The following is a 26,757-nucleotide window of genomic DNA, read 5'->3' as shown; positions in this document are numbered from 1 at the left end:
ATAATTCGCGGGTTTAATTTTTCGCAAATTACCGTTTCTGGAGTTACACCATGGCTGTTCAACGTACTTTCTCCATCATCAAGCCTGACGCCGTTGCTAACGGCGCTGCCGGCGAAATCGTTACCCGTTTCGAAAAGGCTGGTCTGAAAGTGGTTGCTTCGAAAATGAAGCAGCTGTCCAAAGCCGAAGCTGAAGGCTTCTACGCTGAGCACAAAGAGCGCGGTTTCTTCGGTGACCTGGTTGCTTTCATGATCTCCGGCCCGGTTGTTGTTCAGGTTCTGGAAGGCGAAAACGCTATCGCTCGCAACCGTGAGCTGATGGGCGCTACCAACCCTAAAGAAGCTGCTGCCGGCACCATCCGTGCTGACTTCGCTGAGTCGATCGACGCCAACGCCGTTCACGGTTCGGACTCCGAAGCCGCTGCTGCTCGCGAAATCTCGTACTTCTTCGCAGCTACTGAAGTAACCACTCGCTAAGCATTGCTTGAAGAGTGAAGGTGAATCCATGACTACATCGACTGTTAAAACAAACCTGCTGGGTCTGACCCAGCCGGAAATGGAAAAATTCTTCGACTCAATCGGGGAGAAGCGTTTCCGTGCCGGTCAGGTAATGAAATGGATTCACCACTTTGGCGTCGATGATTTCGACGCCATGACGAACGTCAGCAAGGCCTTGCGCGACAAGCTCAAGGCTATTGCTGAGGTCCGTGGTCCCGAAGTGGTCAGCGAGGACATCTCCAGCGACGGCACCCGCAAGTGGGTGGTGCGCGTGGCGTCCGGCAGCTGTGTCGAGACCGTGTACATTCCCCAGGGCAAACGCGGCACGCTGTGCGTTTCGTCCCAGGCAGGCTGTGCCCTGGACTGCAGTTTCTGCTCCACCGGCAAGCAAGGCTTCAACAGCAACCTCACCGCCGCCGAAGTCATCGGTCAGGTGTGGATTGCCAACAAATCCTTCGGCAGTGTTCCCGCCACCATCGACCGCGCCATCACCAACGTGGTGATGATGGGTATGGGCGAACCGCTGCTGAACTTCGACAACGTCGTGGCCGCCATGCATCTGATGATGGATGACCTGGGCTACGGGATCTCCAAGCGCCGCGTGACCCTGTCCACTTCGGGCGTGGTGCCGATGATCGATGAGCTGGCCAAGCACATCGACGTCTCCCTGGCGTTGTCCCTGCACGCACCGAATGACGCATTGCGTAACCAATTGGTGCCGATCAACAAGAAATATCCGCTTAAGATGCTGCTCGAGTCGTGCCAGCGCTACATGTCCGCCCTGGGCGAGAAACGTGTGCTGACCATCGAGTACACCTTGCTCAAGGACGTCAATGACAAGCTTGAGCATGCGGTGGAAATGATCGAGCTGCTCAAAGACATTCCGTGCAAGATCAACCTGATTCCGTTCAACCCGTTCCCGCATTCCGGTTACGAGCGGCCGAGCAACAACGCCATTCGTCGGTTCCAGGATCAGTTGCATCAGGCCGGTTTCAACGTCACTGTGCGCACCACCCGTGGTGAGGACATCGACGCGGCATGCGGTCAATTGGTAGGGCAGGTGCTGGATCGCACCCGTCGCAGCGAACGTTACATCGCCGTGCGCGAGTTGAGCGCCGACAGCGATCTGGCACAGAACGCCGCGAACACTAACTAAGAGAGGATCTCTATGTCCCTGCGCTTTGCGCTGCTGTTGCTGATGGCCAGCCTGTGTGCTGGTTGTGTCCTGTCGGGTGACTACAACCCGATGAAGACCAGCAAGGGCCGCGACGAAGCGCGTGCCGCCTACGTGCAGCTGGGACTGGGATACTTGCAGCAAGGGATGACCGAGCGCGCCAAGGTGCCGCTGAAGAAGGCGCTGGAGCTGGACGGCTCCGATCCTGATGCCAACGCTGCCCTCGGGCTGGTGTTCCAGGCCGAAATGGAGCCGAAGCTGGCCGACGAACATTTCCGCAAAGCCCTGTCCTCGCGTCCCACCGACGCACGAATCCTCAATAACTACGGCAGTTTTCTCTACGAAGAACAGCGTTACAAGGAAGCCTACGAGCGTTTTGAGCAGGCAGCCGCCGATACCCTGTATCCTGAGCGTTCGCGGGTTTTCGAAAACCTCGGCATGACCGCTTCGAAGCTCGGGCAGCGGGATCTGGCGCAGCAGCAACTGGAAAAAGCCCTGCGGCTGAACCGTCAACAACCGCGTGCTTTGCTGGAAATGGCTGAGTTGTCCTTCGAAGACAGGCATTATGTGCCCGCGCGTGACTATTACGACCGTTTCAGCCTGCTAACCGAGCAAAATGCACGTAGTCTATTGCTCGGCGTTCGGCTGGCAAAAGTGTTTGAAGATCGCGACAAGGCCGCCAGTTATGGCCTGCAATTAAAACGACTCTATCCCGGTACGCCGGAATATCAGCAATACCTGTCGGAGCAATGATGAAAGCGGCGCATCCCGAAGTTGTAGCAGCGACTCGCGTTAATCCCGGTGAGACTTTGCGCCAGGCCCGCGAAAGCAATGGCTGGTCGCTGGCCGAAGTGGCCCTCAAGCTCAACCTCACAGTGACTTCCCTGAGCAATCTTGAAGCTGGCGCTTTCGACAAGCTGCCGGGGCATACCTTCGCTCGCGGTTACATTCGCGCTTATGCCAAATTGCTCGGCATGGACCAGACCGTTCTGGTTCAGCAATTCGACCAGTCCACCGGCACCGACTCACAGGGCAGCAACGTGCATGCGCTGGGCCGTATCGAAGAGCCGGTACGGGTTTCCCACACTATTTTGCGTATTGTCAGTCTGCTCTTGCTGATCGCGGTCATCGGCGGCGGTTTCGTCTGGTGGCAGGATCAGACCTCGCAGCGCAGCAAGGACGTGACCAGCCTGGCCCCGGAGCACGTTGAAGTCGAAGGCGCTGACGGCACCACGCAGATTCACCCGATCGACGAACCGGAAGACCAGGCCGTGGCCGAAGGTCAGGCCGAGGGCGCGACTGCTCTGGCGCTGCCACAATCGGAAACCACCGCTGAATCGACCGGTGCCGAGCCTGCCGCTCCGGCAACCGCTCCAGCCGCCCCCGCTGCGACTACGCCAGCCGCCCCGGCTCACACGCCGGCCCCGGTTGTCGCCAACCCGGCTACCCCTGCACCGAACGTTCCGGCTACTCCGGCGCCGACCGTCACCGCTCCAGTAGTCGCGGCCACCCCTGCGCCAAGCGCCGAAGCAGCTGTTCCAGCGGCCGGCGACGGCCAGGTGCAACTGCAGTTCACCGCTGATTGCTGGGCACAGGTCACCGATGGTCGCGGCAAAGTGCTGTTCAGTGGTCTGAAACATAAAGGCGACAGCGTTTCGGTTACCGGCAAGCCGCCATTGGCGGTGCGTCTGGGTGTGGCTCGCGCCGCACAGGTCAGCTACAACGGCCAACCGGTCGATATCGCTCCGTTCACCAGTGGCGAGACTGCTCGCCTGAAGTTGGGTCAATAAGTCATGCACGGCGAATCTCCAATCAAACGTCGCGTTTCGCGCAAGATCTGGGTCGGTAACGTGCCTGTTGGCGGCGATGCGCCTATCGCTGTGCAGAGCATGACCAACAGCGACACCAATGATGTTGCCGCCACCGTCGCGCAGATCAATCGTCTGGAAGCTGCCGGCGTCGACATCGTCCGTGTTTCGGTACCTGACATGGACGCCGCCGAGGCGTTTGGCAGGATCAAGCAATTGGTCAAGGTGCCGCTGGTTGCCGACATCCACTTCGACTACAAGATCGCTCTGCGCGTCGCCGAACTGGGTGTGGACTGCCTGCGCATCAACCCGGGCAACATCGGTCGTGAAGACCGGGTGCGCGCCGTGGTCGATGCCGCCCGTGATCGCGGGATTCCGATCCGCATCGGCGTCAACGCCGGTTCTCTGGAAAAAGACCTGCAGAAGAAATACGGCGAACCGACTCCGGCGGCCCTGGTCGAGTCCGCACTGCGGCACGTCGAGCACCTCGAACGCCTGAATTTCCAGGACTTCAAGGTCAGCGTGAAAGCTTCCGACGTGTTCATGGCCGTCGAAGCTTACCGTCTGCTGGCGAAAGAAATCGTCCAGCCGCTGCACCTGGGCATCACCGAAGCCGGTGGTTTGCGTTCGGGCACAGTGAAATCCGCCGTGGGCCTAGGTATGCTGCTCGCCGAGGGGATTGGCGATACTATCCGCATCTCGCTGGCGGCCGATCCGGTCGAGGAAGTGAAGGTCGGTTACGACATTCTCAAGTCTTTGCATCTGCGTTCCCGTGGCATCAACTTCATCGCCTGCCCGAGCTGCTCGCGGCAGAACTTCGATGTGGTCAAAACCATGAACGAGCTGGAAGGGCGTCTTGAAGACCTGCTGGTGCCGCTGGATGTCGCGGTGATCGGTTGCGTGGTCAACGGCCCCGGCGAAGCCAAGGAAGCCCATATCGGCTTGACCGGCGGCACGCCAAACCTGATTTACATCGACGGCAAGCCGTCGCAGAAACTGACGAATGACAATCTGGTGGACGAGCTGGAAAAGCTGATCCGCGAGAAAGCGGCCGAGAAGGTCGAAGCTGACGCAGCGGTTATCGCGCGCGGCTGAGCCTGACCGAAAGCCGAACGAATTTAAGGATTTAAAGTGAGCAAGTCTCTGCAAGCCATTCGTGGCATGAACGACATCCTGCCCGAACAGACCCCGCTGTGGCGTTATTTCGAGGGCACTGTCGCGCGTCTGCTGGATAACTACGGTTACAAGCAGATCCGCATGCCGATCGTCGAATTCACCGAGCTGTTCAAGCGCTCGATCGGTGAAGTGACCGACATCGTCGAAAAAGAGATGTACACCTTCGAAGACCGCAACGGCGATTCCCTGACCCTGCGTCCGGAAGGCACTGCGGCGTGCGTGCGTGCGGTGCTCGAGCACGGCATCACCGGCGGTGGCCAGGTGCAGAAACTCTGGTACATCGGCCCGATGTTCCGCCACGAGCGTCCGCAGAAAGGCCGTTATCGCCAGTTCCACCAGATCGGTCTGGAGGTGTTTAACCTCGACGGTCCGGACATCGACGCCGAGCTGATTATCATGACCTGGCGCCTGTGGGGCGAGCTGGGTATCCGTGACGCGGTCAAGCTCGAACTCAACAGCCTGGGCACCAGCGAGTCCCGTGGTCGCTATCGTGAAGCGCTGGTCGAGTACCTCTCGGCGCACCACGACAAACTCGACGAAGACAGCCAGCGTCGCCTGAAAACCAACCCGCTGCGCGTGCTCGACACCAAAAATGCCGACACTCAGGCGGTACTGGTCGATGCGCCGAAGATGGCCGACTACCTGGACGACGAATCCCGTGCGCACTTCGAAGGTCTGAAGGCGCGTCTGGACGCGGTTGGCATCCCGTACGTGCTCAACCCGAAACTGGTGCGCGGCCTCGATTACTACAGCAAAACCGTATTCGAATGGGTCACCGACAAACTCGGCGCCCAGGGTACTGTCTGCGCGGGCGGTCGTTACGACGGTCTGGTCGAGCAGATGGGCGGCAAGCCGACTAGCGGCGTGGGTTTCGCCATGGGCATCGAGCGTCTGGTGTTGATGCTCGAAACCCTGGAGCAGATCCCGGAAGAAATCTCCCGTCAGGTCGACGTCTACCTCTGCGCCTTTGGCGAGCAGGCCGAACTGGCCGGTCTGGCCCTGGCCGAGCGTGTACGTGACCAGCTTCCAAACCTGCGTCTGCAAGTCAATGCCGGCGCCGGCAGCTTCAAAAGCCAGTTCAAGAAAGCCGACAAGAGCGGTGCGCTGTACGCACTGATCCTCGGTGACGACGAAATGGCCCAGCAAGTGGTAGGTTTCAAACCCCTGCGTGGTCAGGGCGAACAACAAAGCATTGCCTGGGATGCGCTCGCCGCTCACCTGGCCACCTGCGTCGTGCAGGGTTGAAGCTGTCTAAACAGCCGATTTAGCGATTAAGGAGTATTGGGGTGTCGAGTACCGAAGACGAACAGTTGGCGGATTTGAAGGACTGGTGGACACGCAACGGCAAACCTCTGGTCACTGGCGGCCTGTTGGCGCTGGTCATCGTGTTCGGCTGGCAGGCTTTTCACAAATATCAGAGCAACCAGTCGCAAGGCGCTTCGGTGCTCTATCAGCAACTGCTGGAAACCACGCTGACCCCGGATGGCAAGCCTGACGCTGCCCGCGTTGCGGATCTGGCCGGCAAGCTCAACAGCGAATTCGGCGGCACCGCGTACGCGCAGTACGGCAGCCTGTTCGTGGCCAAAGTAGCGGTCGACAGCGGCAAGCTGGACGATGCCGCGACCGAACTCAAAGCCATCGTTGCCAAACCGGCCAACCCGGCGCTGGGCGAAATCGCCCGTCAGCGTCTGGCGCAGGTGCTGGGTGCGCAGAACAAGGCCGATGAAGCCCTGAAACTGCTCGACGGCGATGCCGACAAGGCGTTCCTGGCCACTCGCGAAGAACTCAAGGGTGATCTGCTGGTGCAGCTGGGTCGTACCGACGAGGCGAACACCGCGTATCAAAAAGCCAAGGCGGCACTGTCGGATGAAGCGGCAGTCGGTGGCCTTCAAATCAAGCTCGACGACCTGGCCAAAGGGGATGCGTGACGTGATCCGTTGGAAGCATGCAGCATTGCTGGCTCTGGCCATTCTGGCCGCGGGTTGCAGCAGCAACAGCAAAAAAGAACTGCCACCGGCCGAGCTGACCGACTTCAAAGAAGAAGTGGTTCTGCAAAAGCAGTGGAGCCGTTCGATCGGTGACGGTCAGGGCGAAACCTACAACATGCTGGTGCCGGCGATCGATGGTGACACCATCTACGCCGCCGACGTGACCGGCGTGCTGATGGCCATGGATCGCAGCAATGGCGACGTGAAGTGGAAAAAAGATCTTGAACTGCCTGTCTCCGGCGCCGTTGGCGTGGGTTACGGTCTGGTCACGATCGGTACCCTCAAGGGTGAAATCGTTGCCCTCGACGCCATCAACGGCGAAGAGAAGTGGCGCGCCCGGGTATCCAGTGAAGTGCTCGCACCACCGGCCAACAACGGTGACGTTGTCGTGGTACAGACTCAGGACGATCGTCTGATCGGTCTGGACGCTGCTACCGGCGACCGTCGCTGGACCTACGACAGCACCCCTGCGGTCCTGACCCTGCGCGGCACCAGCGCCCCCGTCGTGACCAACCGCCTCGCGGTGGCTGGCCTGTCGACCGGTAAAGTGGTTGCCCTGGACATTTCCAACGGCGTGCCGGTCTGGGAGCAGCGCGTTGCGATTCCAACCGGTCGTTCGGAACTGGAGCGCGTGGTCGACATCGACGGCGGTCTGCTGCTGTCCGGTGAAACCCTGTACGTTGCCAGCTATCAGGGTCGCGTTGCGGCTCTTGATCTGCAAAGCGGTCGCCAGCTCTGGCAGCGCGATGCATCGAGCTATGCCGGTGTTGCCCAGGGTTTCGGCAACGTCTACGTGAGCCTGTCTTCGGGCACCGTTGAAGGCGTGGACGAGCGTTCGACCACTGCACTGTGGAGCAACGACTCGCTGGCTCGCCGCCAACTGTCGGCGCCGGAAGTGTTCTCCAGCTACGTAGCCGTCGGTGACCTGGAAGGTTACCTGCACCTGTTGAGCCAGGTGGACGGTCGTTTTGTGGGTCGTGAGCGTATCGACAGTGACGGCCTGCGTGCCCGTCCGCTGGTGGTGGGCAACACGATCTATGTGTATGGCAACAGCGGCAAACTGGAAGCCCTGACCATCAAGTAACAACTATGCTTGGGGTTAACCCCCAAGCGGCCCCGGATTTCTGGGGCTTGCAGCGCTACCCGGCGTTGCCCCGAGCACCAGCCGCTGCCTCGCAGCGGCTTTTGTATTTTCTGAAATAACGAAGTGGAGAGCCGCATGGTTCCCGTAATCGCCCTGGTGGGCCGACCGAATGTCGGCAAATCCACCTTGTTCAACCGCCTGACCAGGACTCGCGACGCCATCGTCGGCGACTTGTCCGGTCTGACCCGTGATCGCCAGTACGGTGAGGCCAAGTGGCAAGGGCGTTCCTACATTCTGATCGACACCGGCGGTATCTCCGGTGACGAACACGGTATGGACGAAAAAATGGCAGAGCAGTCGCTGCTGGCCATTGAAGAAGCGGATGTTGTGCTGTTCCTGGTAGATGCCAAGGCCGGTTTCACCGCCGCCGACCAGATGATCGCCGAACACTTGCGCAAGCGTAACAAGCGTTCCCACGTGGTTGCCAACAAGGTCGACAACATCGACCCGGAAATGGCCCGCGCCGAATTCGCCCCGCTGGGCATGGGCCACGCGATCCCGATCGCCGGTGCCCACGGCCGTGGTATCACTCAACTGCTGGAAGCGGCACTGAGCGATTTCCCGCGTGACGAAGACGAGCCGCAGGAAGGCGAAGAGGAAGAGATCGTCGCCGAAGGCGAGGAAGCCAAACGCATTCCTGGCCCGAGCGAAAAAGACGGGATCAAGATCGCCATCATCGGCCGTCCGAACGTCGGCAAGTCGACCCTGGTCAACCGCATGCTCGGTGAAGACCGGGTAATCGTGTATGACCAGCCCGGCACCACCCGCGACAGTATCTACATCCCGTTCGAGCGTAACGACGAGAAGTACACGCTGATCGACACCGCCGGTGTGCGCAAGCGCGGCAAGATCCACGAAGAAGTCGAAAAATTCTCCGTGGTCAAAACCCTGCAGGCGATCAAAGACGCCAACGTGGTGATTTTCGTGATGGACGCCCGCGAAGGCGTGGTCGATCACGACCTCAACCTGCTGGGCTTCGCCCTTGAAGCAGGTCGTGCGCTGGTGATCGCGATCAACAAGTGGGACGGTATGACCCCGAGCGAGCGCGACTACGTCAAGGTCGAGCTGCAACGTCGGCTGTTCTTCGTCGACTTCGCCGACATTCACTTCATCTCGGCGCTGCACGGTACTGGCGTGGGCAACCTCTACGCCTCGGTGCAGAACTCGTTCAAGTCTGCGGTTACCCGCTGGCCGACCAGCCGCCTGACGCAGATTCTCGAAGACGCGGTCAGCGAGCACCAGCCGCCGATGGTCAACAGCCGCCGGATCAAGCTGCGTTACGCTCACCTGGGTGGTGCGAACCCGCCGATCATCGTGATCCACGGTAACCAGATCGAGAAAGTGCCGAAGTCGTATGTGCGCTATCTGGAGAACACTTACCGCCGTGTGCTGAAGCTGGTCGGTACGCCGATCCGCATCGAGTTCAAAGGTGGCGAGAACCCGTACGAAGGCAACAAGAACACGCTGACCGACCGCCAGGTCAACAAGAAGCGTCGCTTGATGTCGCACAACAAGAAAGCCAGCAAGAAGCGCCGCGACAAGAAGTGATTTTTCGCAGCCTTTGTGGTGAGGGGATTTATCCCCGACGGGCAGCGCAGCGGCCCCAAATACCTGTCATAGGGTTTACGACTGCTTCGCAGCCGATCGGGGATGAATCCCCTCGCCACAAGGTTGCTGCGGTATAAATGAAAGAAGGGTGCTCAGTTGGGCGCCCTTTTTTTATGGGCGCCGGATGGGCTATCCTCGGGCTCTCCCGCGCCGCCGTCAGAGCCGGGTGTAGAGCAGGGAACCCCTCGATGATCACCAGTAAGCTGCCGAATGTCGGCATCACTATTTTCACGCAGATGTCTCAGCTCGCGGCGCAGACCGGAGCCATCAACCTGTCCCAGGGTTTTCCTGATTTCGACGGCCCGCAGTCCCTGCGTGACGCGGTCGGTCGGCATATCGCCAGCGGTCATAACCAGTATTCACCGATGACCGGCCTGCCGGCGCTACGCGAGCAGATTGCGGCGAAGATCGCCCGCAGCTATGGCGTGAAAGTCGATGCCGACAGCGAAGTGACCGTGACGCCGGGCGCGACCCAGGCGATCTTCTGTGCGATTCAGGCGGTTATCCACAGCGGCGATGAAGTCATCGTGTTCGACCCGTGCTACGACAGCTATGACCCGGCGACGCAGTTGGCGGGCGGTCGCTGCGTGCATGTGCAGTTGAACCCGAACGATTTCTCCATCGATTTCGACAAGCTCGCCGCGGCCCTGAGCCCGCGCACGAAAATGATCGTCATCAACACCCCGCACAACCCGAGCGGTGCGCTGATCAGCCGTGCCGAACTGGATCAACTGGCGGAATTGATCCGTGGTCGTGACATCTACCTGATCAGCGACGAGGTGTACGAACACCTGGTGTTCGACGGTGTGCCGCATGTCAGCGTGTTGGCTCACGAAGAGCTGTACCAGCGCGCATTTGTGGTCAGCTCGTTCGGCAAGACTTACCACGTGACGGGCTGGAAAACCGGTTACGTGGTTGCACCGCCGGCGCTGACCGCCGAGCTGCGCAAGGTGCACCAGTACGTCAGTTTCTGTGGGGTCACGCCACTGCAATACGCCCTGGCCGATTACATGGCCGAGCACCCGGAACACGTCGAAGAGCTGCCGGGTTTCTATCAGGCCAAGCGTGACCTGTTCTGCGATCTGCTGGCGCCGTCGCGCTTTACCTTCACCCGCGTCACCGGCACGTATTTCCAGTTGGTCGACTACTCGCAGATTCGCCCTGACCTGAATGACGTCGAAATGGCGATCTGGATGACCCGCGAACACGGCGTGGCGAGCATCCCGGTGTCGGTGTTCTACCAGAATCCACCGCAAGGCCAGCGTCTGGTGCGCCTGTGCTTTGCCAAACGCGAGGAGACGCTGCGTGAAGCGGCGGCAAAACTATGCGTGATCTGAGTGCATTGCCCGATCTCAATCTGGCGCTGATCCAGACCAGCCTGGCTTGGCATGACCGTCAGGCCAACCTCGAGCACTTCGACGTGCTGCTGGAGCAGGCCCGAGGCGCGGATCTGATTATCCTGCCGGAGATGTTCACCACCGGCTTCTCCATGGAATCGGAGACCCTCGCCGAAGCCGAGCACGGCCCGACCAGCAAGTGGATGAAGGCGCAGGCCGCGAAGCTCAATGCGGTGATCACCGGCAGCGTGATCATTCAGGCAGCGGACGGCAGCCATCGCAATCGCCTGCTGTGGGCGCGGCCGGACGGCGAAGTCTGGCATTACGACAAGCGTCACTTGTTCCGCATGGCCGGCGAGCACAACCACTACACCCCCGGCGAGCGTCAGATGCAGTTCGAACTCAAGGGCTGGCGGATTCGGCCGCTGATTTGCTACGACCTGCGTTTCCCGGTGTGGAGTCGCGACGCGCAGGACACCGATCTGCTGCTGTACACCGCCAACTGGCCGGGTGCCCGGCGTCTGCACTGGAACCGCTTGTTGCCGGCGCGGGCGATTGAAAACCTGTGCTACGTGGCCGCGGTGAACCGGATCGGCACCGATGGCAAGGGCTTTGCCTATACCGGTGACAGTCAGGTGCTGGATTTTCAGGGCGAAACGTTGCTGGCGGCGGGGGAGGCGGACGGGGTGTTCAAGGTCGTGCTGGAAGCCGCGCCATTGGCGGCGTATCGCGAGCGCTTTCCGGCGAATCTGGATGCGGATACCTTCGAGTTCACCTGAAAAGCCAAAGATCGCAGCCTGCGGCAGCTCCTACAGGAGGTACGCTGTCCCGATGTAGGAGCTGCCGAAGGCTGCGATCTTTTGATCCTCAACAAAAAGGCCCCGGAGTTCAAACTCCGGGGCCTTTTGCATTTCAGGGCAGGCTTAAGCCGCTTTCGCCTCAGGCTGGCTCAACGAGCGGTTCAGCGCACTGAACAGCGCCTTGAAGCTGGCGGTGGTGATGTTTTCATCGATACCCACGCCGTGCACCGCACGCTCGCCATTCACGCGCAGCTCGATGTACGCGGCTGCCTTGGCGTTGGTGCCCGCGCCGATCGCGTGTTCGTTGTAGTCCATGATCTCCACCGGAATCGGCAGACCGGCCACCAGTGCTTCCAGCGCACCGTTGCCCTTGCCGCGCCAGTGCAGGTTGGTTTCGCCCTGACCCTTGCTCGCCACCTCCACTTCGACGGCGCTGTTGCCATTCTCTTCCTGCAGGCGATGGCTGACCAGCGCGTACGGGGTGTTGGCTTGCAGGTATTCGCTGATCAACAGCGAGTGAATCTGCTTGGCGGTCATCTCCAGACCGAGGCGATCGGTTTCACGCTGTACCACCTGGCTGAACTCGATCTGCATGCGACGCGGCAGGCTGATGCCGTATTCCTGCTCCAGCAGGTAAGCGATACCGCCCTTGCCCGACTGGCTGTTCACACGAATCACCGCCTCGTAGCTGCGACCGATGTCGGCCGGGTCGATCGGCAGGTACGGCACTTCCCACAGGGTATCCGGTTTCTGCTGGGCGAAGCCCTTGCGGATCGCGTCCTGGTGCGAGCCGGAGAATGCGGTGTGAACCAGGTCGCCGACGTACGGGTGACGCGGGTGCACCTGGATCTGGTTGCACTCTTCGACGACTTTGCGCACGCCGTCGATGTCGGAGAAGTCCAGCTCAGGGTCAACGCCCTGGGTGTACATGTTCAGGGCGACGGTGACGAGGTCGACGTTACCGGTACGCTCGCCGTTGCCGAACAGGCAGCCTTCGACGCGATCCGCGCCGGCCATCAGGCCCAGCTCGGTGGCGGCGACGCCGGTGCCACGGTCGTTGTGGGTGTGCAGGCTGATGATCACGCTGTCACGGCGGTTGATGTTGCGGCCGAACCATTCAATCTGGTCGGCGTAGACGTTCGGCGTCGCGCATTCAACGGTGGCTGGCAGGTTGAGGATCATCTTGTGCTCGGGCGTCGGGTTCCAGACCTCGATCACTGCGTCACAGACTTCCTTGGCAAATTCCAATTCGGTGGCGCTGAAGGTTTCCGGCGAGTATTCGAACGTCCACTCGGTGTCCGGCTGCATCGCCGCGTATTTGACGAACAGCTTGGCGGCGTTCACTGCGATGGCCTTGATGCCGTCCTTGTCCTGATTGAAGACGATACGACGGAAGGAAGGCGAGGTGGCGTTGTACAGGTGAACGATGGCTTTCTTCGCCCCGCGCAGGGATTCGAAAGTCCGCTCGATCAGGTCTTCACGGCCCTGGGTCAGCACCTGAATGGTGGTGTCGTCCGGGATGTGGCCTTCTTCGATCAGGGTACGCACGAAGTCGAAGTCGGTCTGCGAAGCGGCCGGGAATGAGGCTTCGATTTCCTTCACACCCACCTGAACGAGGGTTTTCCAGAAGCGCAGCTTCTTCACCGCGTCCATTGGCTCGATCAGCGACTGGTTGCCGTCACGCAGGTCGGAACTGCACCAGATCGGCGCGGCGTCGATGGTTTTCGACGGCCAGGTGCGATCCGGCAAGTTGATGACGGGGAACGCGCGGTATTTCGAAGACGGGTCTTTGAGCATGCTCATCGGGAAATTCCTTATTGTCTGGGCCGAAAAGAGGCGGCCTGCCGGTGGAACGAATGTTCGGGGAACAGCTTGGGACGAGGCGCAGCGATTCAGCCCGGCAGTCGTGCGCTGACGAGGCACAGACTGCGGTGCTGGCGAAGCTGAATAAGGGTGTGAGAGGTTTTCATGCCTTCAACCCTAACCGCGAGGGGAGAGGATGGCAAGCAGTCGAAAAAAATTGAGAGGAATACTCGAAATACCGGATTTTGCAGAATTTTATTGCGTTTAAGTCGGTGGTTCTTATTGATGTTTGCGTGAGGTTAGATTGGGGCGCAATTGATGTTGGTCGGGTGTCAGCAATATTTTCGGATTGGGTAGACCGCATTCGCGGGCAAGCCCGCTCCCACAGTGTCCGTGTCGCACACGAATATTATGTACACCCGAAAAACCTGTGGGAGCGGGCTTGCCCGCGAAGAGGCCCGTGGCCTCAACACCAAATTCAGGGCTGGAACGCCCCAATGAAAATCGCCGGATCCACCCGCGCATCGTTCAAGCTGATGTTCCAGTGCATGTGCGGCCCGGTCGCCCGGCCGGTCGAGCCGACTTTGCCAACCACCGCGCCACGGGCCAGTTGATCGCCGACCTTCACGTCGATTTTCGACATGTGGCAGAACATGCTGATAAAGCCCTGGCCGTGATCGACAAACACCGTGTTGCCGTTGAAGAAGTAGTTGCCGGTCAGAATCACTTTGCCCGCCGCCGGAGTCTTGATCGGCGTGCCGGCCGGCACCGCAAAGTCGAGGCCAGCATGGGGGTTGCGCTCTTCACCATTGAAGAAGCGGCGCACACCGAACTTGCTCGACAGCGGCCCGTTGACCGGTTTGTCCAGCAGCAGGTTGCTCGGGGTGTTCGGGCTGAAGCTGCGGTAAGCCTTGATCTGCTCGGCCAGCTCGCCCTCGATGCGCTTGAGGTTGGCCGGGTTCGGATTGACCTGTTGGGTGTTCTTCAGGGTGATGTGCTGCTCCGGGTATTTCTTGTTGCCGACCGTGAACGGCAGATTGCGCCCGCCGCTGCTGATCTGCTGACTGCCGGGTTTGACCGTCAGCGGCACGCCGACAATCGCCAGCCAGTTGTTCTGTTCTTTCACCACCAGCACCGGTTTGCCCTGATAGGTGGCTTTTGGTGCCTGCGCGGCGCTGCCCAGATCGACCACTGCCACGCCGCCCGGCACCGGTTTGTTCAGCAGACGGGTGATGTAGCTGTCGGCGTGGGCGTTGAAGGTGGTCAGGCACAGCAACAATAACGGAGCGATAAAACGCGGCATGGATCAGTCCAGTAAAGAGAGGGTGACAGGCGTCAGGTGATTGTCCTCGACGCGCACTTGCAGTTCGCCTTCGCCCAGTTTGGCCTTCAGGCGCTGGCCGGTGTGGGTCTGCGCGGCGTTGCGAATGGCGTGCCCGCGCTCATCCAGCAGAATGCTGTAACCACGGCCGAGGGTTGCCAGCGGACTGACCACATGCAGCGTCTGCATCTGACTGTGCAATTGCAGGCGACGGCTTTTCAGGCCTTCGCGCATGGCTCGCGGCAGGCGTTCGGCGAGGCTGTCGAGGCGCTGGCGCAGCATCGCCAATTGGCGTCCCGGGTGTTGCCCGGCGAGGCGGGTTTCCAGGCGGATCAGCCGTTCGCGGCGGGTATTGAGCTGGCGCTCGAAAGCCCGGCGCATGCGCATGTCCAGGTCATCCAGGCGTTGCGCTTGCTGACGCAGGCGTTCGCCGGGGTGACGCAGACGCCGGGCCATGCCTTCCAGGCGCAGACGATCGCGCATCAGACGGTCGCGCATGCGCATCACCAGACGTCGGTGCAGGCTTTCGACCTGACGGATCAGGTGGCTCGAATCCGGGGCCAGCAGTTCGGCGGCGGCGGAGGGCGTTGGGGCGCGCACGTCAGCCACGAAGTCACTGATCGACACGTCGGTTTCATGCCCGACGGCGCTGACAATCGGCGTCACGCAGGCATCGACCGCGCGGGCCACGGCTTCTTCGTTGAAGCACCAGAGGTCTTCCAGCGAACCACCGCCACGGGCGAGGATCAGCGCGTCGAAACCACGGGCGTCGGCCATTTTCAGCGCGCGGACGATTTGTGCAGTGGCCTCGCGACCCTGCACGGCAGTCGGGATCAGCGTCAGTTGCACCTGCGGCGCCCGGCGGCGGAACACGCTGATGATGTCGCGAATCACCGCGCCGGTCGGCGAACTGATGATGCCGATGCGTTGCGGATGCGCCGGCAGGGGCACTTTGCGTTCCGCACTGAACAGACCTTCGGCGCTGAGCTTTTCCTTCAGTGCGTCGAAGGCCAGGCGCAGCGCGCCGTCACCGGCCGGCTCCACGGTATCGAGAATCAGCTGATAGTCGCCGCGCCCTTCGAACAGCGAGACCTTGCCGCGCACTTTCACGGCCAGGCCGTCCTTCAACGCCTGACGCACCCGCGCCGCATTATTGCGGAACAGCGCGCAACGCACCTGCGCACCGCTGTCCTTGAGGGTGAAATACACATGGCCGGACGCCGGGCGGGCGAGGTTGGAGATTTCGCCTTCGACCCAGATGTTGCTGAACACGTCTTCGAGCAACACCCGCGCGCGGCCGTTGAGCTGGCTGACGGTCAGGACTTCACGGTCCAGGCCAAGTCTTGCAAAGGGATCTTTAATCATGGGGCGCAGTTTAAAGCTAATTTCCGACGCAATACACGAATCCCTGTAGGAGCTGCCGAAGGCTGCGATCTTTTGATCTTGATCTGTATGAGAAAGATCAAAAGATCGCAGCCTCGTTTCACTCGTCAGCTCCTACAGGGGATTTGTGAAGGTCTGGATGATGTGTTGAACCAGTGGCGTGGGATTCTGGCGATGGGCGAGGGCGACGGTGCTTTGGCAATCGGGATCGCTCAGCGGTAGAAATCGTACGCCGCCGGGGGCGATGTCCTGCATTGATTCGGGCAGCAGGGCGATGCCGAATCCAGCCTGGATCAACTGCAACTGCGTAGTTTTGCGCGACATCACCCGCGCTGCTTTGGGGAAAAAGCCCTGGCGCATGCACAGGTCGGCACACAGATAGCTGAGGCCGCCGCGCTGTGGATGCGGGATCGAGATGAATGCTTCGTCTCTCAGTTGCGCCAGTTTGACAGTGGGTGAGTCGGCTAATCGATGATCGTTCGGCACCGCCAGCAGCAGGCGCTCGGTGAACAGCGGCACAAGCTGAATGCCTTCGCGCTGACGCAGCACCGGCAGGCGCAACAGGCCAATGTCGAGGCGTCCTTCCGCGAGTTCCTCAAGCTGCGCCTCGGAGGAAAGCTTGCCGATGTCCAGCGACACGCCCTGCTGCTGATCGAGATAAGTGCTGATCCGACGTAATAAATGCCCGCTGATCGACACGGTGCTGGAGTGACTCAGACGCAGCGTGCCCAATTGTCCGTTGCCGACTTCGGTCGCCATCGCGCTGGCTTTGTTCAGTTCATTGAGCAGGTTTCTGGCCCGGGGCAAAAAAGCCTCGCCGGCGGCGGTCAGCCGGGGCTGGCGTGCGGTGCGTTCGAACAGCGGGGTTTGCAGACGTACTTCCATGTCCTTGATCTGCCGGCTCAGGGCCGATTGCGCGATGAACAGGCGTTCGGCGGCGGCGCTGAAACTGCCGCTGTCGGCGATTTCCACGAAGTAGCGCAGTTGACGGGTTGAAAGCACCAGGTATGCCTTTTCAAGATAGGTGAGCGACTTTGATCATATTAGTCGCAACCCTTGGCGCTGGCTAAAGTCATCTCAGGCTTATAAAGGAAGCGGATCGATGAGTGTGGCGGGTTTGTTGAGTGAGTGGACGTGGGGCGCGGGCGGCTGGGCGGTGATCGGCTTCGGTGTTGCGCTGGCCTATATCGTCTTCGGGATTGCCGGGTTCGGTACGGCGCTGGTCGCGGGGCCGATTCTGATTCTGTTCATGCCGTTGTCGAAAATCGTGCCGCTGCTGGTGCTGCTGGATTTCGTCGCGGCATTCGGCAATCTGCTGCCTTCGCGCCGGGACGTGGCCAAGCCCGAGTTGTTGCGGCTGCTGCCGTGCATGGCGGTGGGGTGCACGTTGGGGGTGATTTTCCTGCTTAATCTCAAATCCGACCTGTTGTTGCTGTTGATGGGGTTGTTCATCAGCGCCTACGCGGTTTATAGCTTGTGGGTGAAAACCCGGCCGACGCAGCTGTCGGCCGCATGGGCGCTGCCGATGGGTACGGTGGGCGGACTGTTTGGGGCGCTGTTTGGCAGTGGTGGCTTCTTGTATGCGATCTATCTCAACAGCCGTTTGCCCAAGGACGCGGCTCGGGCCACGCAAAGTGCACTGATCAGTTGCAGCACGGTGGTGCGCTTGAGTCTGTTCGCCATCGCGGGGGTGTATGCCGAGCTACCCTTGTTGATACTGGCGGTGTGTCTGTTGCCGGCCATGGCGCTGGGGCTGTGGATCGGGCGGCGGGTGACCATGAGATTGTCGCGCGAGGCGTTTGTGCGGCTGGTGACGTGGCTGGTGCTGGCGAGCGGGATTGCGTTGATCGGGCGCTACATTATCAGTATGGCCTGAGCACTTGACCGGATTCTGTCAGGGATTAAGCTGCCGGCCTTTAGGGCCCCTTCGCGGGCAAGCCCGCTCCCACATTGGAATGCATATCCCTGTGGGAGCGGGCTTGCCCGCGAAGGCGTCAGAAGCCATACCGCAGGACTTTCCATGAATTCGCAAAGCATCATCGTCCCGAAAATCTCCACCCTGCCGGTCCACGAACCCCGGGCGCGGGCGATCGTGCGCTGGCTGGTGCGCAAGAACATCATCGAAGAACAGCTGACCACTTGCGGCCGCACTGGCAATCGCATGGCCCATGCGATTGCCGACGGCGCGCGTGCGGTGGTGCTGCACCCCGAGGCGCTGCCCTTCGGTGAGCCGATCAACGGCCTGGAGATCATCGTCAAGCGCTGCATCTACACGCCGGCCAAGGGCTTTCTCGAAGAAGCCGGGTGCGCCGAGTGCCGCCGCGAAGTCGGCGAAGCGCTGTTCGAAAGCCTGGAAGACTGGTTTCCAGGCCGCACCGACAACTTCACCTGCCCGGAATGCGGGCATGAAGATGACATCAACGGTTTTCTGTTTTTGCAGGAATGTGCGTTTTCCAACCTCGGCTTCATCTTCAACAACTGGCTGGAAGCCGGGTTCAAGCAGAGCTTTATCGATGAGTTCGCCGATTGGCTCGACCAACCTGTCAGCTGGGTAAAAGTCGAACTCTGACCCTGCGTTCGGCCCTGTAGGAGCTGCCGAAGGCTGCGATCTTTTGCCGTTGTTTTTTACAGACAAGATCAAAAGATCGCAGCCTTCGGCAGCTCCTACAGAAAGCAGTGGGCCCCGTACATCAATTAGGCTGAGTTTTACATTGAACAGCAGGGGGTGTCTGACTATAATGGCGCGCTTCCATTTTCCCGCTCGGGAGCCCCCGCGATGCTGCGTATCAGCCAAGAAGCTCTGACATTCGACGACATTCTCCTAGTGCCCGGTTATTCCGAGGTACTTCCTAACGAAGTCAGTCTCAAGACCCGCCTTACCCGTGGCATCGAGCTGAACATTCCTCTGGTTTCTGCCGCCATGGACACCGTCACTGAAGCCCGTCTGGCAATCGCCATGGCTCAGGAAGGTGGCATCGGCATTATCCACAAGAACATGACCATCGAGCAGCAAGCTGCCGAAGTGCGCAAGGTCAAGAAGTTCGAAGCCGGCGTCGTCAAGGATCCGATCACCATCGAGGCTGACGCCACGGTGCGTGACCTGTTCGAACTGACCCGCATGCACAACATTTCCGGCGTTCCGGTGCTGCACGATGGCGACCTGGTCGGCATCGTTACCTCCCGTGACGTACGCTTCGAAACCCGTCTGGAAGCCACCGTACGTGAAGTGATGACGCCTAAAGAGCGTCTGGTCACCGTGCGTGAAGGCGCCGACAAGAACGAAGTCCGCGAGCTGCTGCACAAGCACCGCCTGGAAAAAGTCCTGATCGTCGACGACAAATTTGCCCTCAAAGGCATGATGACCGTTAAAGACATCGAAAAAGCCAAAGCCTACCCGCTGGCCAGCAAGGACGATCAAGGTCGTCTGCGCGTTGGCGCTGCCGTCGGTACCGGGAAAGACACCGGTGACCGCGTTGCCGCGCTGGTCAACGCCGGTGTGGACGTGGTGGTGGTCGACACCGCGCACGGTCACTCCAAGGGCGTGATCGACCGCGTTCGCTGGGTCAAAGAGCATTTCCCTGAAGTGCAGGTGATCGGCGGCAACATCGCCACCGGCGCCGCTGCCAAGGCCCTGGCCGAAGCCGGCGCTGACGCGGTCAAGGTCGGTATCGGCCCTGGCTCGATCTGCACCACCCGTATCGTCGCCGGTGTCGGCGTGCCGCAAATCAGTGCCATCGCCAACGTCGCCGCTGCCCTTGAAGGCACTGGCGTGCCGTTGATCGCCGACGGCGGCATCCGTTTCTCCGGTGACCTGTCCAAGGCCATCGTCGCTGGTGCCTCTTGCGTGATGATGGGTTCGATGTTCGCCGGTACTGAAGAAGCGCCGGGCGAGATCGAACTGTTCCAGGGCCGTTCGTACAAGGCGTATCGCGGCATGGGTTCGCTGGGCGCCATGTCCCAGGCGCAAGGCTCGTCCGACCGTTACTTCCAGGACTCCTCGGCAGGCGCCGAGAAACTGGTTCCGGAAGGTATCGAAGGTCGCGTGCCGTACAAAGGCACCCTGACCGCGATCATCCACCAGTTGATGGGCGGTCTGCGTTCCTCGATGGGTTACACCGGCAGCGCCAACATCGAAGAAATGCGCACCAAGCCCGAGTTCGTGCGGATCACCGGTGCCGGTATGGCCGAATCCCACGTTCACGACGTGCAGATCACCAAAGAAGCGCCAAACTACCGCGTAGGTTGAGGCTTCAAGCAAATCGTTAAGCAACCGGGGCTGTTTTATTCAGCCCCGAGTTGTTTCTGAATCACGACTGTTTCTGAATTACTTAAGACGAGACTGAATCATGGCCCTCGACATTCACGCTCACCGCATCCTGATCCTCGACTTCGGTTCGCAATACACCCAGCTGATTGCCCGCCGCGTGCGCGAGATCGGTGTGTACTGCGAGCTGCACCCGTTCGACATGGACGAAGAAGCGATCCGCGAATTCGCCCCTAAAGGCGTCATCCTCGCCGGAGGCCCCGAGTCCGTGCACGAAGCCAACAGCCCGCGCTGCCCACAGGCAGTCTTCGATCTGGGCGTGCCGGTTTTCGGTATCTGCTACGGCATGCAGACCATGGCCGAGCAACTGGGCGGCAAGGTTGAAGGTTCCGAGCTGCGTGAGTTCGGTTACGCTCGCGTTGACGTGGTCGGCAAGAGCCGCCTGCTCGACGGCATCGAAGACCACATCGACGCCGACGGCCTGTTTGGCCTCGACGTATGGATGAGCCACGGTGACAAGGTCACCAAAATGCCGGAAGACTTCCACATCCTGGCCAGCACCCCGAGCTGCCCGATCGCCGGCATGTTCAACGACGAACGCGCTTACTACGGCGTGCAGTTCCACCCGGAAGTGACCCACACCAAGCAGGGCGGCCGCATCCTCTCGCGCTTCGTGCTCGACATCTGCGGCTGTGATGCCCTGTGGACTCCGTCGAAGATCGCTGAAGACGCCATCGCCAACATCCGCGCACAAGTCGGCACCGACAACGTGCTGCTGGGTCTGTCCGGCGGCGTTGACTCCTCGGTGGTTGCGGCGCTGCTGCACAAGGCCATCGGCGATCAGCTGACCTGCGTCTTCGTCGACAACGGCCTGCTGCGTCTGCACGAAGGCGAGCAAGTGATGGCCATGTTCGCCGAGAACATGGGCGTCAAGGTGATCCGCGCCAACGCCGAAGACCAGTTCCTGAACAACCTGGCCGGCGAAGCCGACCCGGAGAAGAAGCGCAAGATTATCGGCCGTACCTTCATCGACGTGTTCGATGCCGAATCCTGCAAGCTGGACAACATCAAGTACCTGGCTCAGGGCACCATCTACCCGGACGTGATCGAGTCGGCTGGCGCGAAAAGCGGCAAAGCCCATGTGATCAAGTCGCACCACAACGTGGGCGGCCTGCCGGAAGAGATGAACCTGAAACTGGTCGAGCCACTGCGCGAACTGTTCAAGGACGAAGTCCGTCGTCTGGGTCTGGAACTGGGTCTGCCGTACGACATGGTCTACCGTCACCCGTTCCCGGGCCCGGGTCTGGGCGTACGCATCCTCGGTGAAGTGAAGAAGGAATACGCCGACCTGCTGCGTCGTGCCGACCACATCTTCATCGAAGAATTGCGCAAGGCCGACTGGTACCACAAAGTCAGCCAGGCCTTCGTGGTGTTCCAGCCAGTGAAATCGGTTGGCGTGGTCGGCGATGGCCGTCGTTACGCCTGGGTCGTGGCCCTGCGTGCCGTGGAAACCATCGACTTCATGACCGCACGTTGGGCACACCTGCCTTACGAACTGCTGGAAACCGTTTCCGGTCGCATCATCAATGAAATCGAAGGCATCTCCCGCGTCACCTATGACGTGTCGAGCAAGCCGCCGGCGACGATCGAGTGGGAGTGATCCCACGCAAGCCGTAAAGGCTTGATCGCTGCAACCGAAAAGCCGTGTGAAATCCGTTTCACACGGCTTTTCTGTTTTTGCGTTACAGCGGTTGTGACCAGCCGCCCAGTTGCATACCCAAATCATCCAGTGCCTGCAGCAGCGCTTTCATGCTCGGGTAGCGTTTACCGCTCACCGAAGGCCAGCCGGGACGTTCGATGTAGAAACGTTTGCCTTCGGTGCCGATGACGGTTCGCACCAGCTCTCCCGTGCGGCTGCGATGCACAATGAATGTCATGTTGGGTTGCTGCTTGAGGGAGTACATGCCGTAGCGAGGCAACAGGGTCTCGAATTCCGTCATGGTGTGTGCGGTCCAGGGGGTTTCGATTTGCAGGCGCAGGTCGCCTCTGACCAGCGCCGAACGATCATGCGCCGTACCGCCCAGTGGCAGGATTTTCCCCGGATCGACTTCGATGCCCCGCGAAGCCCCTTCGGGGACGTCCTCGACGCGAATGCCGATTGCCTCCTCCAGCTCGCTGACGCCGGCAACCCCTTCAAAAGTGTTGGAGTGAGAGTTGCCCATCAGCGCCACCCATTTGTGCGCGCCGCGTGCGGACTGGTCAGCGCGGATCATCAGGCGGGCGAAATAATTCATCATCTTTTGCCGCGCGGTTTCGTTGCCCAAAGGCAGGTACATGCCGTTGAGCCGGTAACTCGCCATGCAATCGATGGCTTGCACATGAATGCCCTGTTTTCCGGCTTCCTTGACCAACTCCAGAAACGTATAGCGTTCCAGCGGATCGGTCATGTTGCCGACGTCGAGCGCCTTGAGATAGGCCTCGAGTTTTGTCGGCATGCTGCCGGTTTGGAAGAACTCGTCCAGCGCGGCTTGGTGGAAGTCGGTCAGCAGGTGCTCCATGTACAGGCTCTTCACCTGTTTGCTGGCGAGCAATTGCATGTTCTCGATCAGCCATTGTTTGCTGCCGATGGCAGTGTGGCTCTCGCCGAGCACCAGGCCTCGGGCATGTTCAAGGATTTTCCCGATGATCTCTTCGGCTGTCGCGTCTGCCGCCAGGGTTGGCACGGGAGGACGTTCGGGCAGGCGCAAGGTGCTGTAAAAATCCAGCGCGTCGCGATACAGGCGCTTGCGAATGGCCTTGAAGTCGCGATAGGCATCGAACTCGTTCAGGCTGTCATAGACGTCACGCAGGGCTTCGTCATTCAGTCCCGCTGCGCCTTCTTCCAGGTGCGCCTTGAGTGGTGCAGGTACGTCGTATTGCGAAGCGGGCAGTGCGGTCACCGGGCTGCGGCTGCTCGATCCGGCCAGTGCCGACGGCTTGCCACCGCCGCTGAGCCCTGCGCGAGGCATGGTTTCCCATTCACCCTGAGGATTCAGGCGTACCGGGATCGAGCGAGTAAAACCGTGGGGATGCTCGGGATCGATGACCGCCCAGTGTCCGCTGCCATTGATGTCGGTTTCATAGCGTACGTAATAGGCGGTGTCATCCATCAAGATGGCGGTCGAGGGGTTCGAATCGAGCAGATAAATACCCTGGAATTTTCCTGGCTCGCTGACCGGAGTCATCCCGTCCAGCAATTCATTGGCCTGCCAGCTTGGCGGAATGACCGGACGCGGAGCGTCTTCCATCAGCGTGGCAACGCTGACTTGCGGCCAGCCCATCGGCTTCAGGCCTCTTTCGATCAGCGCCTGTTTCAATTCATCCAGGGAGTCCACAGTCAGCGAGTCCGGGGCCGGGGCAAGCGGGGTGTCAAGATTGAATCGGCCAGCAGGGGTCATTCTGATCACGCTGTCGGCCATGTGGCGTTCGGCATTTCGGTAGACCACCAGCAGGCTGCTGCGGTAGCGCTGAAACGTGAACATCCCCGGTTCCGGCAGCAGTGCTCGCAAGTCCTGTGGGGGGCGGTACGCCCAAGGCGTTTCCACTTGCACCCGCCAATCGCCTTTGATCAGGTTCTGAATGCTGTCGGGGTCACTGAGGCCGCCAGCCAGTTCTTCGACCGGAGAGTCGGGGTAGTCGGCGTACTCCACCGCCAGGCCAGGGTCGGAGCCGATACTCCGGGCCTGCCCGGGCGCCACATCATCGACACGCACGCTCAAGGCGTCGGTCTGCTCGCTGATGCCTTGATAGCCGCGGAAGGCGCTCATGTTTTCCTGATTGACCAGCGCCACCCATTTGCCCGGACCATTGAGTTCCTGATGAAAGCGGATGACCTCGCTGGCGAAAAAGCTGCGCGCCATCTGACTGTTGGGCACGGGCTGCATTGAGTCTTTGTTGATGTTGTATGTGCTCGACAGGTCGATCGCCTGAATCCGAATACGTTGGGCGTTGGCGGCTTTGATCAAGGCCATGAGATTGAATTTGCCATCCGGATCATTGCCGGCCCTGAAGTCGATTCGGCTCAGATAGTTTTGCAGTTCTTCGGACATTTCCCCGGTGCGGGCGAAAGCATCCAGATCCAGTTGATTGACGTTGGCCAGCAGTTCTTGCAGATACAGGGTCTTCACACCGTTGCGGGCAAGATTGGGCATGTCTTCGATGAGCAGTTTCTTGCTGCCGATACTGCCCCGGCTTTCGCCGATGACCAGCCCGGGTTTTTCCGACAGCGCGGACTCGAGCAGCTCGCTCGGGCTGGCGACGGGAGCCGGCGTCGTGAGCGGCGGGCGTGGAACAGGCGGATGCAGTTCGTACCAGGCAGTGGCATCGCTGATCAGCGTCGCACGCGGTTGCTCCTGCGCCAGATCGAACTCGCTTAACGAGATGACCTCATGTGCAGTCGGCATGAGTGCATTGCCTGCTTCGGTTTCGGGTCGGATCACACTGTGCATGTCGATGCCTCCCAGCGTCCAGGCCCGACGGAACTGGCCTTGCAGATCCGGGCCGCCGAGCGCCCAGGCGCGCATCGCCGGATCATCGAGTCCAGGCACATGGATGCCGGGTGTCTGCGCCCACTGTTCGACTGCGGGTTCACTGACTGCGCCTGCACCCGCGATCATGGGCGCATCACTACCGCCGCGAAGCCCCGGTCTGGGCGCAACTTCCCAGTTTCCTTCGGCGTTCATCCGGACGGGAATCGAACCTGAAAATGCCTCGGGCCGGGTCGGATCGATGATTGCCCACGTGCCACGACCGTTGATGTTTTGTTCGAAGCGTACGTAGTAGGCATTGTCGTCGAGCACGATCGCGGACGACGGATTGGACGCCAGTCTGTGGATACCACGGAATTTTCCGGGATCGTTGATCAGCGTGTCATCACCCAGGACCCGGTTGATCCTGAACGACTCCGGTATGCCCGGGTGGGGAGTCGCGGGCGAATCGGGCAGGGGTACTGATTGCGGCGTCACCGGCTGCGGATTTTTCGGCTGACTTTCAATCAGGTCAGCCATCTCTGTCGCTTCGGCAGCATCAATCTGCGGGCCAACTTCCTCCAGCGATCCGGGGCCTTTGAGCACCAACAGGTTGAACAGCATGTCGATGCCGCTGAGCACTGCGCCGAGAATCCCGGCCTTGCGCTCGGCGGCGGTTTTGCCATTGACCGCCTGATCGATGTTCAGCCCCATGCTGGCGATGCTGGCGCCGATCACCGGCAATGCGACTGGCCAGCCGACCACGGCCATTGGCCCGAACACCTTGACCCCGGCGCTGAGGTAGCCGATCCACAGCTTCTTGCGCAGGTCACCGTTGGAGGTCAGGGACAGGCTGGCTTCGGCAAACATCGCCGTGCGGGTCGAGTCACTCAGCCAGGTGAAGGCGTCGCCACTGACCGCGCGGTTGTCCTGATTGATCAGCGAATGGTCGTATCGGCCCCACGTAGCCACCAGGCGATTCATCAGGTCACCAAGATTGGCGTTGATCTGCTGCCGGTCGGCCAGCGAAAAATGCGCAAGGAATGTCTCGCGCGCCGCAGGTGTGTTCATCCGCTGCAGGATCCAGAAGTGCAGGTCAGTGACGGTTTCCACTACTTGAAAGGCATCGGCTTCACCAGGCAGGTAAAGAATCTGCCGACCCTTGGGCGCGACGAAACGCAGGACGTTGATCGCGGCGTAACCGGCAAGGTCCAGCGTGCATACGCTGCTCGTGCAAGCATGTCGAGCCTGCAGCGTTGACAGGCTGACTGGCCAGGTCAGCGGGCCGATCACCGCTTGCGTGACGAACAGGAAGTCCTCGTCACTCAATTGGCGTTTGTCCCGCGCCTGCAGTGCTTTGATCAGAAAGTTGCACTTGGCCAGGGTACGAAAGTCGCTGCCGCTGGTGTTCCAGAATGCGTTCAGTTGAGCGTCGTACAGGGCGCTGAAATCGATGCTCCAGAAGTCCTTGAGCACGTCGTTGCCGTGCAGGCGCACTTCATTGCGTTCATCGAAGGTGCGGGCATCGGGACCGGCAGTGTAGAAACCGCCATAGACGTCGAGCAGGTCGGCGTTGTCCTGATCGGCGACGCGGAAGCGGTGAATCACCAACTGGGTCAGGGTCATGCTTGAAGTGGGCGTGGCGTGCACATGCTCCCAGCCGGTGAAGGCTTTCGAACTGCTTTGCGAGGCGTCGAAGCGGTGGAAATACACGTGATCCGGGTCGAGGTCGTGGACCTGGTATTTGATCAGCAAGTCGCTGGCGACCTGTCGAGCGGCGTCCTGCAGGCTCGGGCAGGTCTGGATGACGGTGGCGGCAATCGCCTTGAGCGCGGCCTTGTCGGCGGCGTTGGGCATCGGGTTGGGCATATGTTCGGGCTCTCTGTCCTTGAGAAACGGGTGGCACAGGATGGCCCGGCTGTTCGATGTATGTGCACTACATAGTTATG

The 26,757-nt window shown here is 60.5% G+C and carries 20 protein-coding genes; 15 read left to right on the top strand and 5 right to left on the bottom strand.

Annotated elements, in window-relative coordinates:
* Positions 1 to 50 precede the first annotated feature (50 nt).
* The 11 genes from ndk (at position 51) to ABV589_RS09140 (ending at position 11,511) form a co-directional block, all read left to right on the top strand.
* Positions 51 to 476: a nucleoside-diphosphate kinase gene (gene ndk, locus ABV589_RS09190; protein ID WP_367085634.1), complete on the top strand. Its 426-nt coding sequence runs from the start codon at positions 51 to 53 to the stop codon at positions 474 to 476.
* 28 nt (positions 477 to 504) lie between these two features.
* Positions 505 to 1,653, top strand: a complete 1,149-nt coding sequence (gene rlmN / locus ABV589_RS09185) for a 23S rRNA (adenine(2503)-C(2))-methyltransferase RlmN (RefSeq protein ID WP_003227893.1) — start codon at positions 505 to 507, stop codon at positions 1,651 to 1,653.
* Positions 1,654 to 1,665: 12 nt separating this feature from the next.
* Positions 1,666 to 2,424, top strand: coding sequence for a type IV pilus biogenesis/stability protein PilW (gene pilW / locus ABV589_RS09180; RefSeq protein ID WP_007964430.1), 759 nt, complete (start codon positions 1,666 to 1,668; stop codon positions 2,422 to 2,424).
* Entirely contained in the window at positions 2,424 to 3,461 is a 1,038-nt protein-coding gene (locus ABV589_RS09175) for a RodZ family helix-turn-helix domain-containing protein (protein ID WP_367085633.1), read from the top strand. The genes pilW and ABV589_RS09175 overlap by 1 nt, the downstream gene beginning before the upstream one ends.
* Positions 3,462 to 3,464: 3 nt before the next feature.
* Positions 3,465 to 4,574, top strand: a complete 1,110-nt coding sequence (gene ispG / locus ABV589_RS09170; RefSeq protein WP_007964434.1) for a flavodoxin-dependent (E)-4-hydroxy-3-methylbut-2-enyl-diphosphate synthase — start codon at positions 3,465 to 3,467, stop codon at positions 4,572 to 4,574.
* 36 nt (positions 4,575 to 4,610) lie between these two features.
* Positions 4,611 to 5,900 carry a histidine--tRNA ligase gene (gene hisS / locus ABV589_RS09165; RefSeq protein ID WP_367085632.1) on the top strand — a complete coding sequence of 430 codons (1,290 nt, stop codon included), beginning with the start codon at positions 4,611 to 4,613 and terminating at the stop codon, positions 5,898 to 5,900.
* A gap of 41 nt (positions 5,901 to 5,941) precedes the next feature.
* Positions 5,942 to 6,583, top strand: a complete 642-nt coding sequence (locus ABV589_RS09160) for a tetratricopeptide repeat protein (protein ID WP_007964436.1) — start codon at positions 5,942 to 5,944, stop codon at positions 6,581 to 6,583.
* Positions 6,576 to 7,727, top strand: coding sequence for an outer membrane protein assembly factor BamB (gene bamB / locus ABV589_RS09155; RefSeq protein ID WP_027612133.1), 1,152 nt, complete (start codon positions 6,576 to 6,578; stop codon positions 7,725 to 7,727). The genes ABV589_RS09160 and bamB overlap by 8 nt, the downstream gene beginning before the upstream one ends.
* A 135-nt stretch (positions 7,728 to 7,862) precedes the next feature.
* Positions 7,863 to 9,335, top strand: a complete 1,473-nt coding sequence (der, locus tag ABV589_RS09150) for a ribosome biogenesis GTPase Der (RefSeq protein WP_003227884.1) — start codon at positions 7,863 to 7,865, stop codon at positions 9,333 to 9,335.
* A gap of 248 nt (positions 9,336 to 9,583) precedes the next feature.
* The gene (locus ABV589_RS09145) at positions 9,584 to 10,732 is read left to right on the top strand and encodes a pyridoxal phosphate-dependent aminotransferase (protein WP_367085631.1); all 1,149 of its coding nucleotides are present in this window, start codon (positions 9,584 to 9,586) and stop codon (positions 10,730 to 10,732) included.
* Positions 10,720 to 11,511 carry an amidohydrolase gene (locus ABV589_RS09140; RefSeq protein WP_367085630.1) on the top strand — a complete coding sequence of 264 codons (792 nt, stop codon included), beginning with the start codon at positions 10,720 to 10,722 and terminating at the stop codon, positions 11,509 to 11,511. The genes ABV589_RS09145 and ABV589_RS09140 overlap by 13 nt, the downstream gene beginning before the upstream one ends.
* A gap of 144 nt (positions 11,512 to 11,655) precedes the next feature.
* On the opposite strand, the gene leuA is transcribed toward ABV589_RS09140, so the two are convergent.
* From leuA to ABV589_RS09120, 4 genes are all read right to left on the bottom strand, one after another.
* A complete protein-coding gene (leuA, locus tag ABV589_RS09135; RefSeq protein ID WP_027612129.1) occupies positions 11,656 to 13,335 on the bottom strand; it encodes a 2-isopropylmalate synthase in 1,680 nt (559 codons plus the stop codon).
* A 478-nt stretch (positions 13,336 to 13,813) separates the two neighbouring features.
* Complete coding sequence (locus tag ABV589_RS09130) at positions 13,814 to 14,638, bottom strand: peptidoglycan DD-metalloendopeptidase family protein (protein WP_367085629.1); 825 nt, start codon at positions 14,636 to 14,638, stop codon at positions 13,814 to 13,816.
* Positions 14,639 to 14,641: 3 nt separating this feature from the next.
* Positions 14,642 to 16,021: an exodeoxyribonuclease VII large subunit gene (xseA, locus tag ABV589_RS09125; protein WP_096795525.1), complete on the bottom strand. Its 1,380-nt coding sequence runs from the start codon at positions 16,019 to 16,021 to the stop codon at positions 14,642 to 14,644.
* Positions 16,022 to 16,153: 132 nt separating this feature from the next.
* The gene (locus ABV589_RS09120; protein WP_367085628.1) at positions 16,154 to 17,041 is read right to left on the bottom strand and encodes a LysR substrate-binding domain-containing protein; all 888 of its coding nucleotides are present in this window, start codon (positions 17,039 to 17,041) and stop codon (positions 16,154 to 16,156) included.
* 100 nt (positions 17,042 to 17,141) lie between these two features.
* Here ABV589_RS09120 and ABV589_RS09115 point away from each other — a divergent pair, with 100 nt between their 5' ends.
* The 4 genes from ABV589_RS09115 (at position 17,142) to guaA (ending at position 21,963) form a co-directional block, all read left to right on the top strand.
* The gene (locus ABV589_RS09115; RefSeq protein WP_367085627.1) at positions 17,142 to 17,915 is read left to right on the top strand and encodes a sulfite exporter TauE/SafE family protein; all 774 of its coding nucleotides are present in this window, start codon (positions 17,142 to 17,144) and stop codon (positions 17,913 to 17,915) included.
* Between the two features lie 144 nt (positions 17,916 to 18,059).
* A complete protein-coding gene (locus tag ABV589_RS09110; protein WP_027612124.1) occupies positions 18,060 to 18,608 on the top strand; it encodes a hypothetical protein in 549 nt (182 codons plus the stop codon).
* A 207-nt stretch (positions 18,609 to 18,815) separates the two neighbouring features.
* Positions 18,816 to 20,285 carry an IMP dehydrogenase gene (gene guaB / locus ABV589_RS09105; protein WP_367085626.1) on the top strand — a complete coding sequence of 490 codons (1,470 nt, stop codon included), beginning with the start codon at positions 18,816 to 18,818 and terminating at the stop codon, positions 20,283 to 20,285.
* Positions 20,286 to 20,385: 100 nt separating this feature from the next.
* Positions 20,386 to 21,963 (top strand): glutamine-hydrolyzing GMP synthase, encoded by a 1,578-nt coding sequence (gene guaA, locus ABV589_RS09100; RefSeq protein WP_367085625.1) that lies wholly within the window; start codon positions 20,386 to 20,388, stop codon positions 21,961 to 21,963.
* Positions 21,964 to 22,045: 82 nt separating this feature from the next.
* On the opposite strand, the gene ABV589_RS09095 is transcribed toward guaA, so the two are convergent.
* A complete protein-coding gene (locus ABV589_RS09095) occupies positions 22,046 to 26,677 on the bottom strand; it encodes a membrane-targeted effector domain-containing toxin (protein WP_367085624.1) in 4,632 nt (1,543 codons plus the stop codon).
* Positions 26,678 to 26,757: the final 80 nt, after the last annotated feature.

It is taken from the genome of Pseudomonas sp. HOU2 (assembly GCF_040729435.1).
Taxonomy (GTDB): Bacteria; Pseudomonadota; Gammaproteobacteria; order Pseudomonadales; family Pseudomonadaceae; genus Aquipseudomonas.
This window is presented reverse-complemented; position numbering and strand designations above follow the sequence as displayed.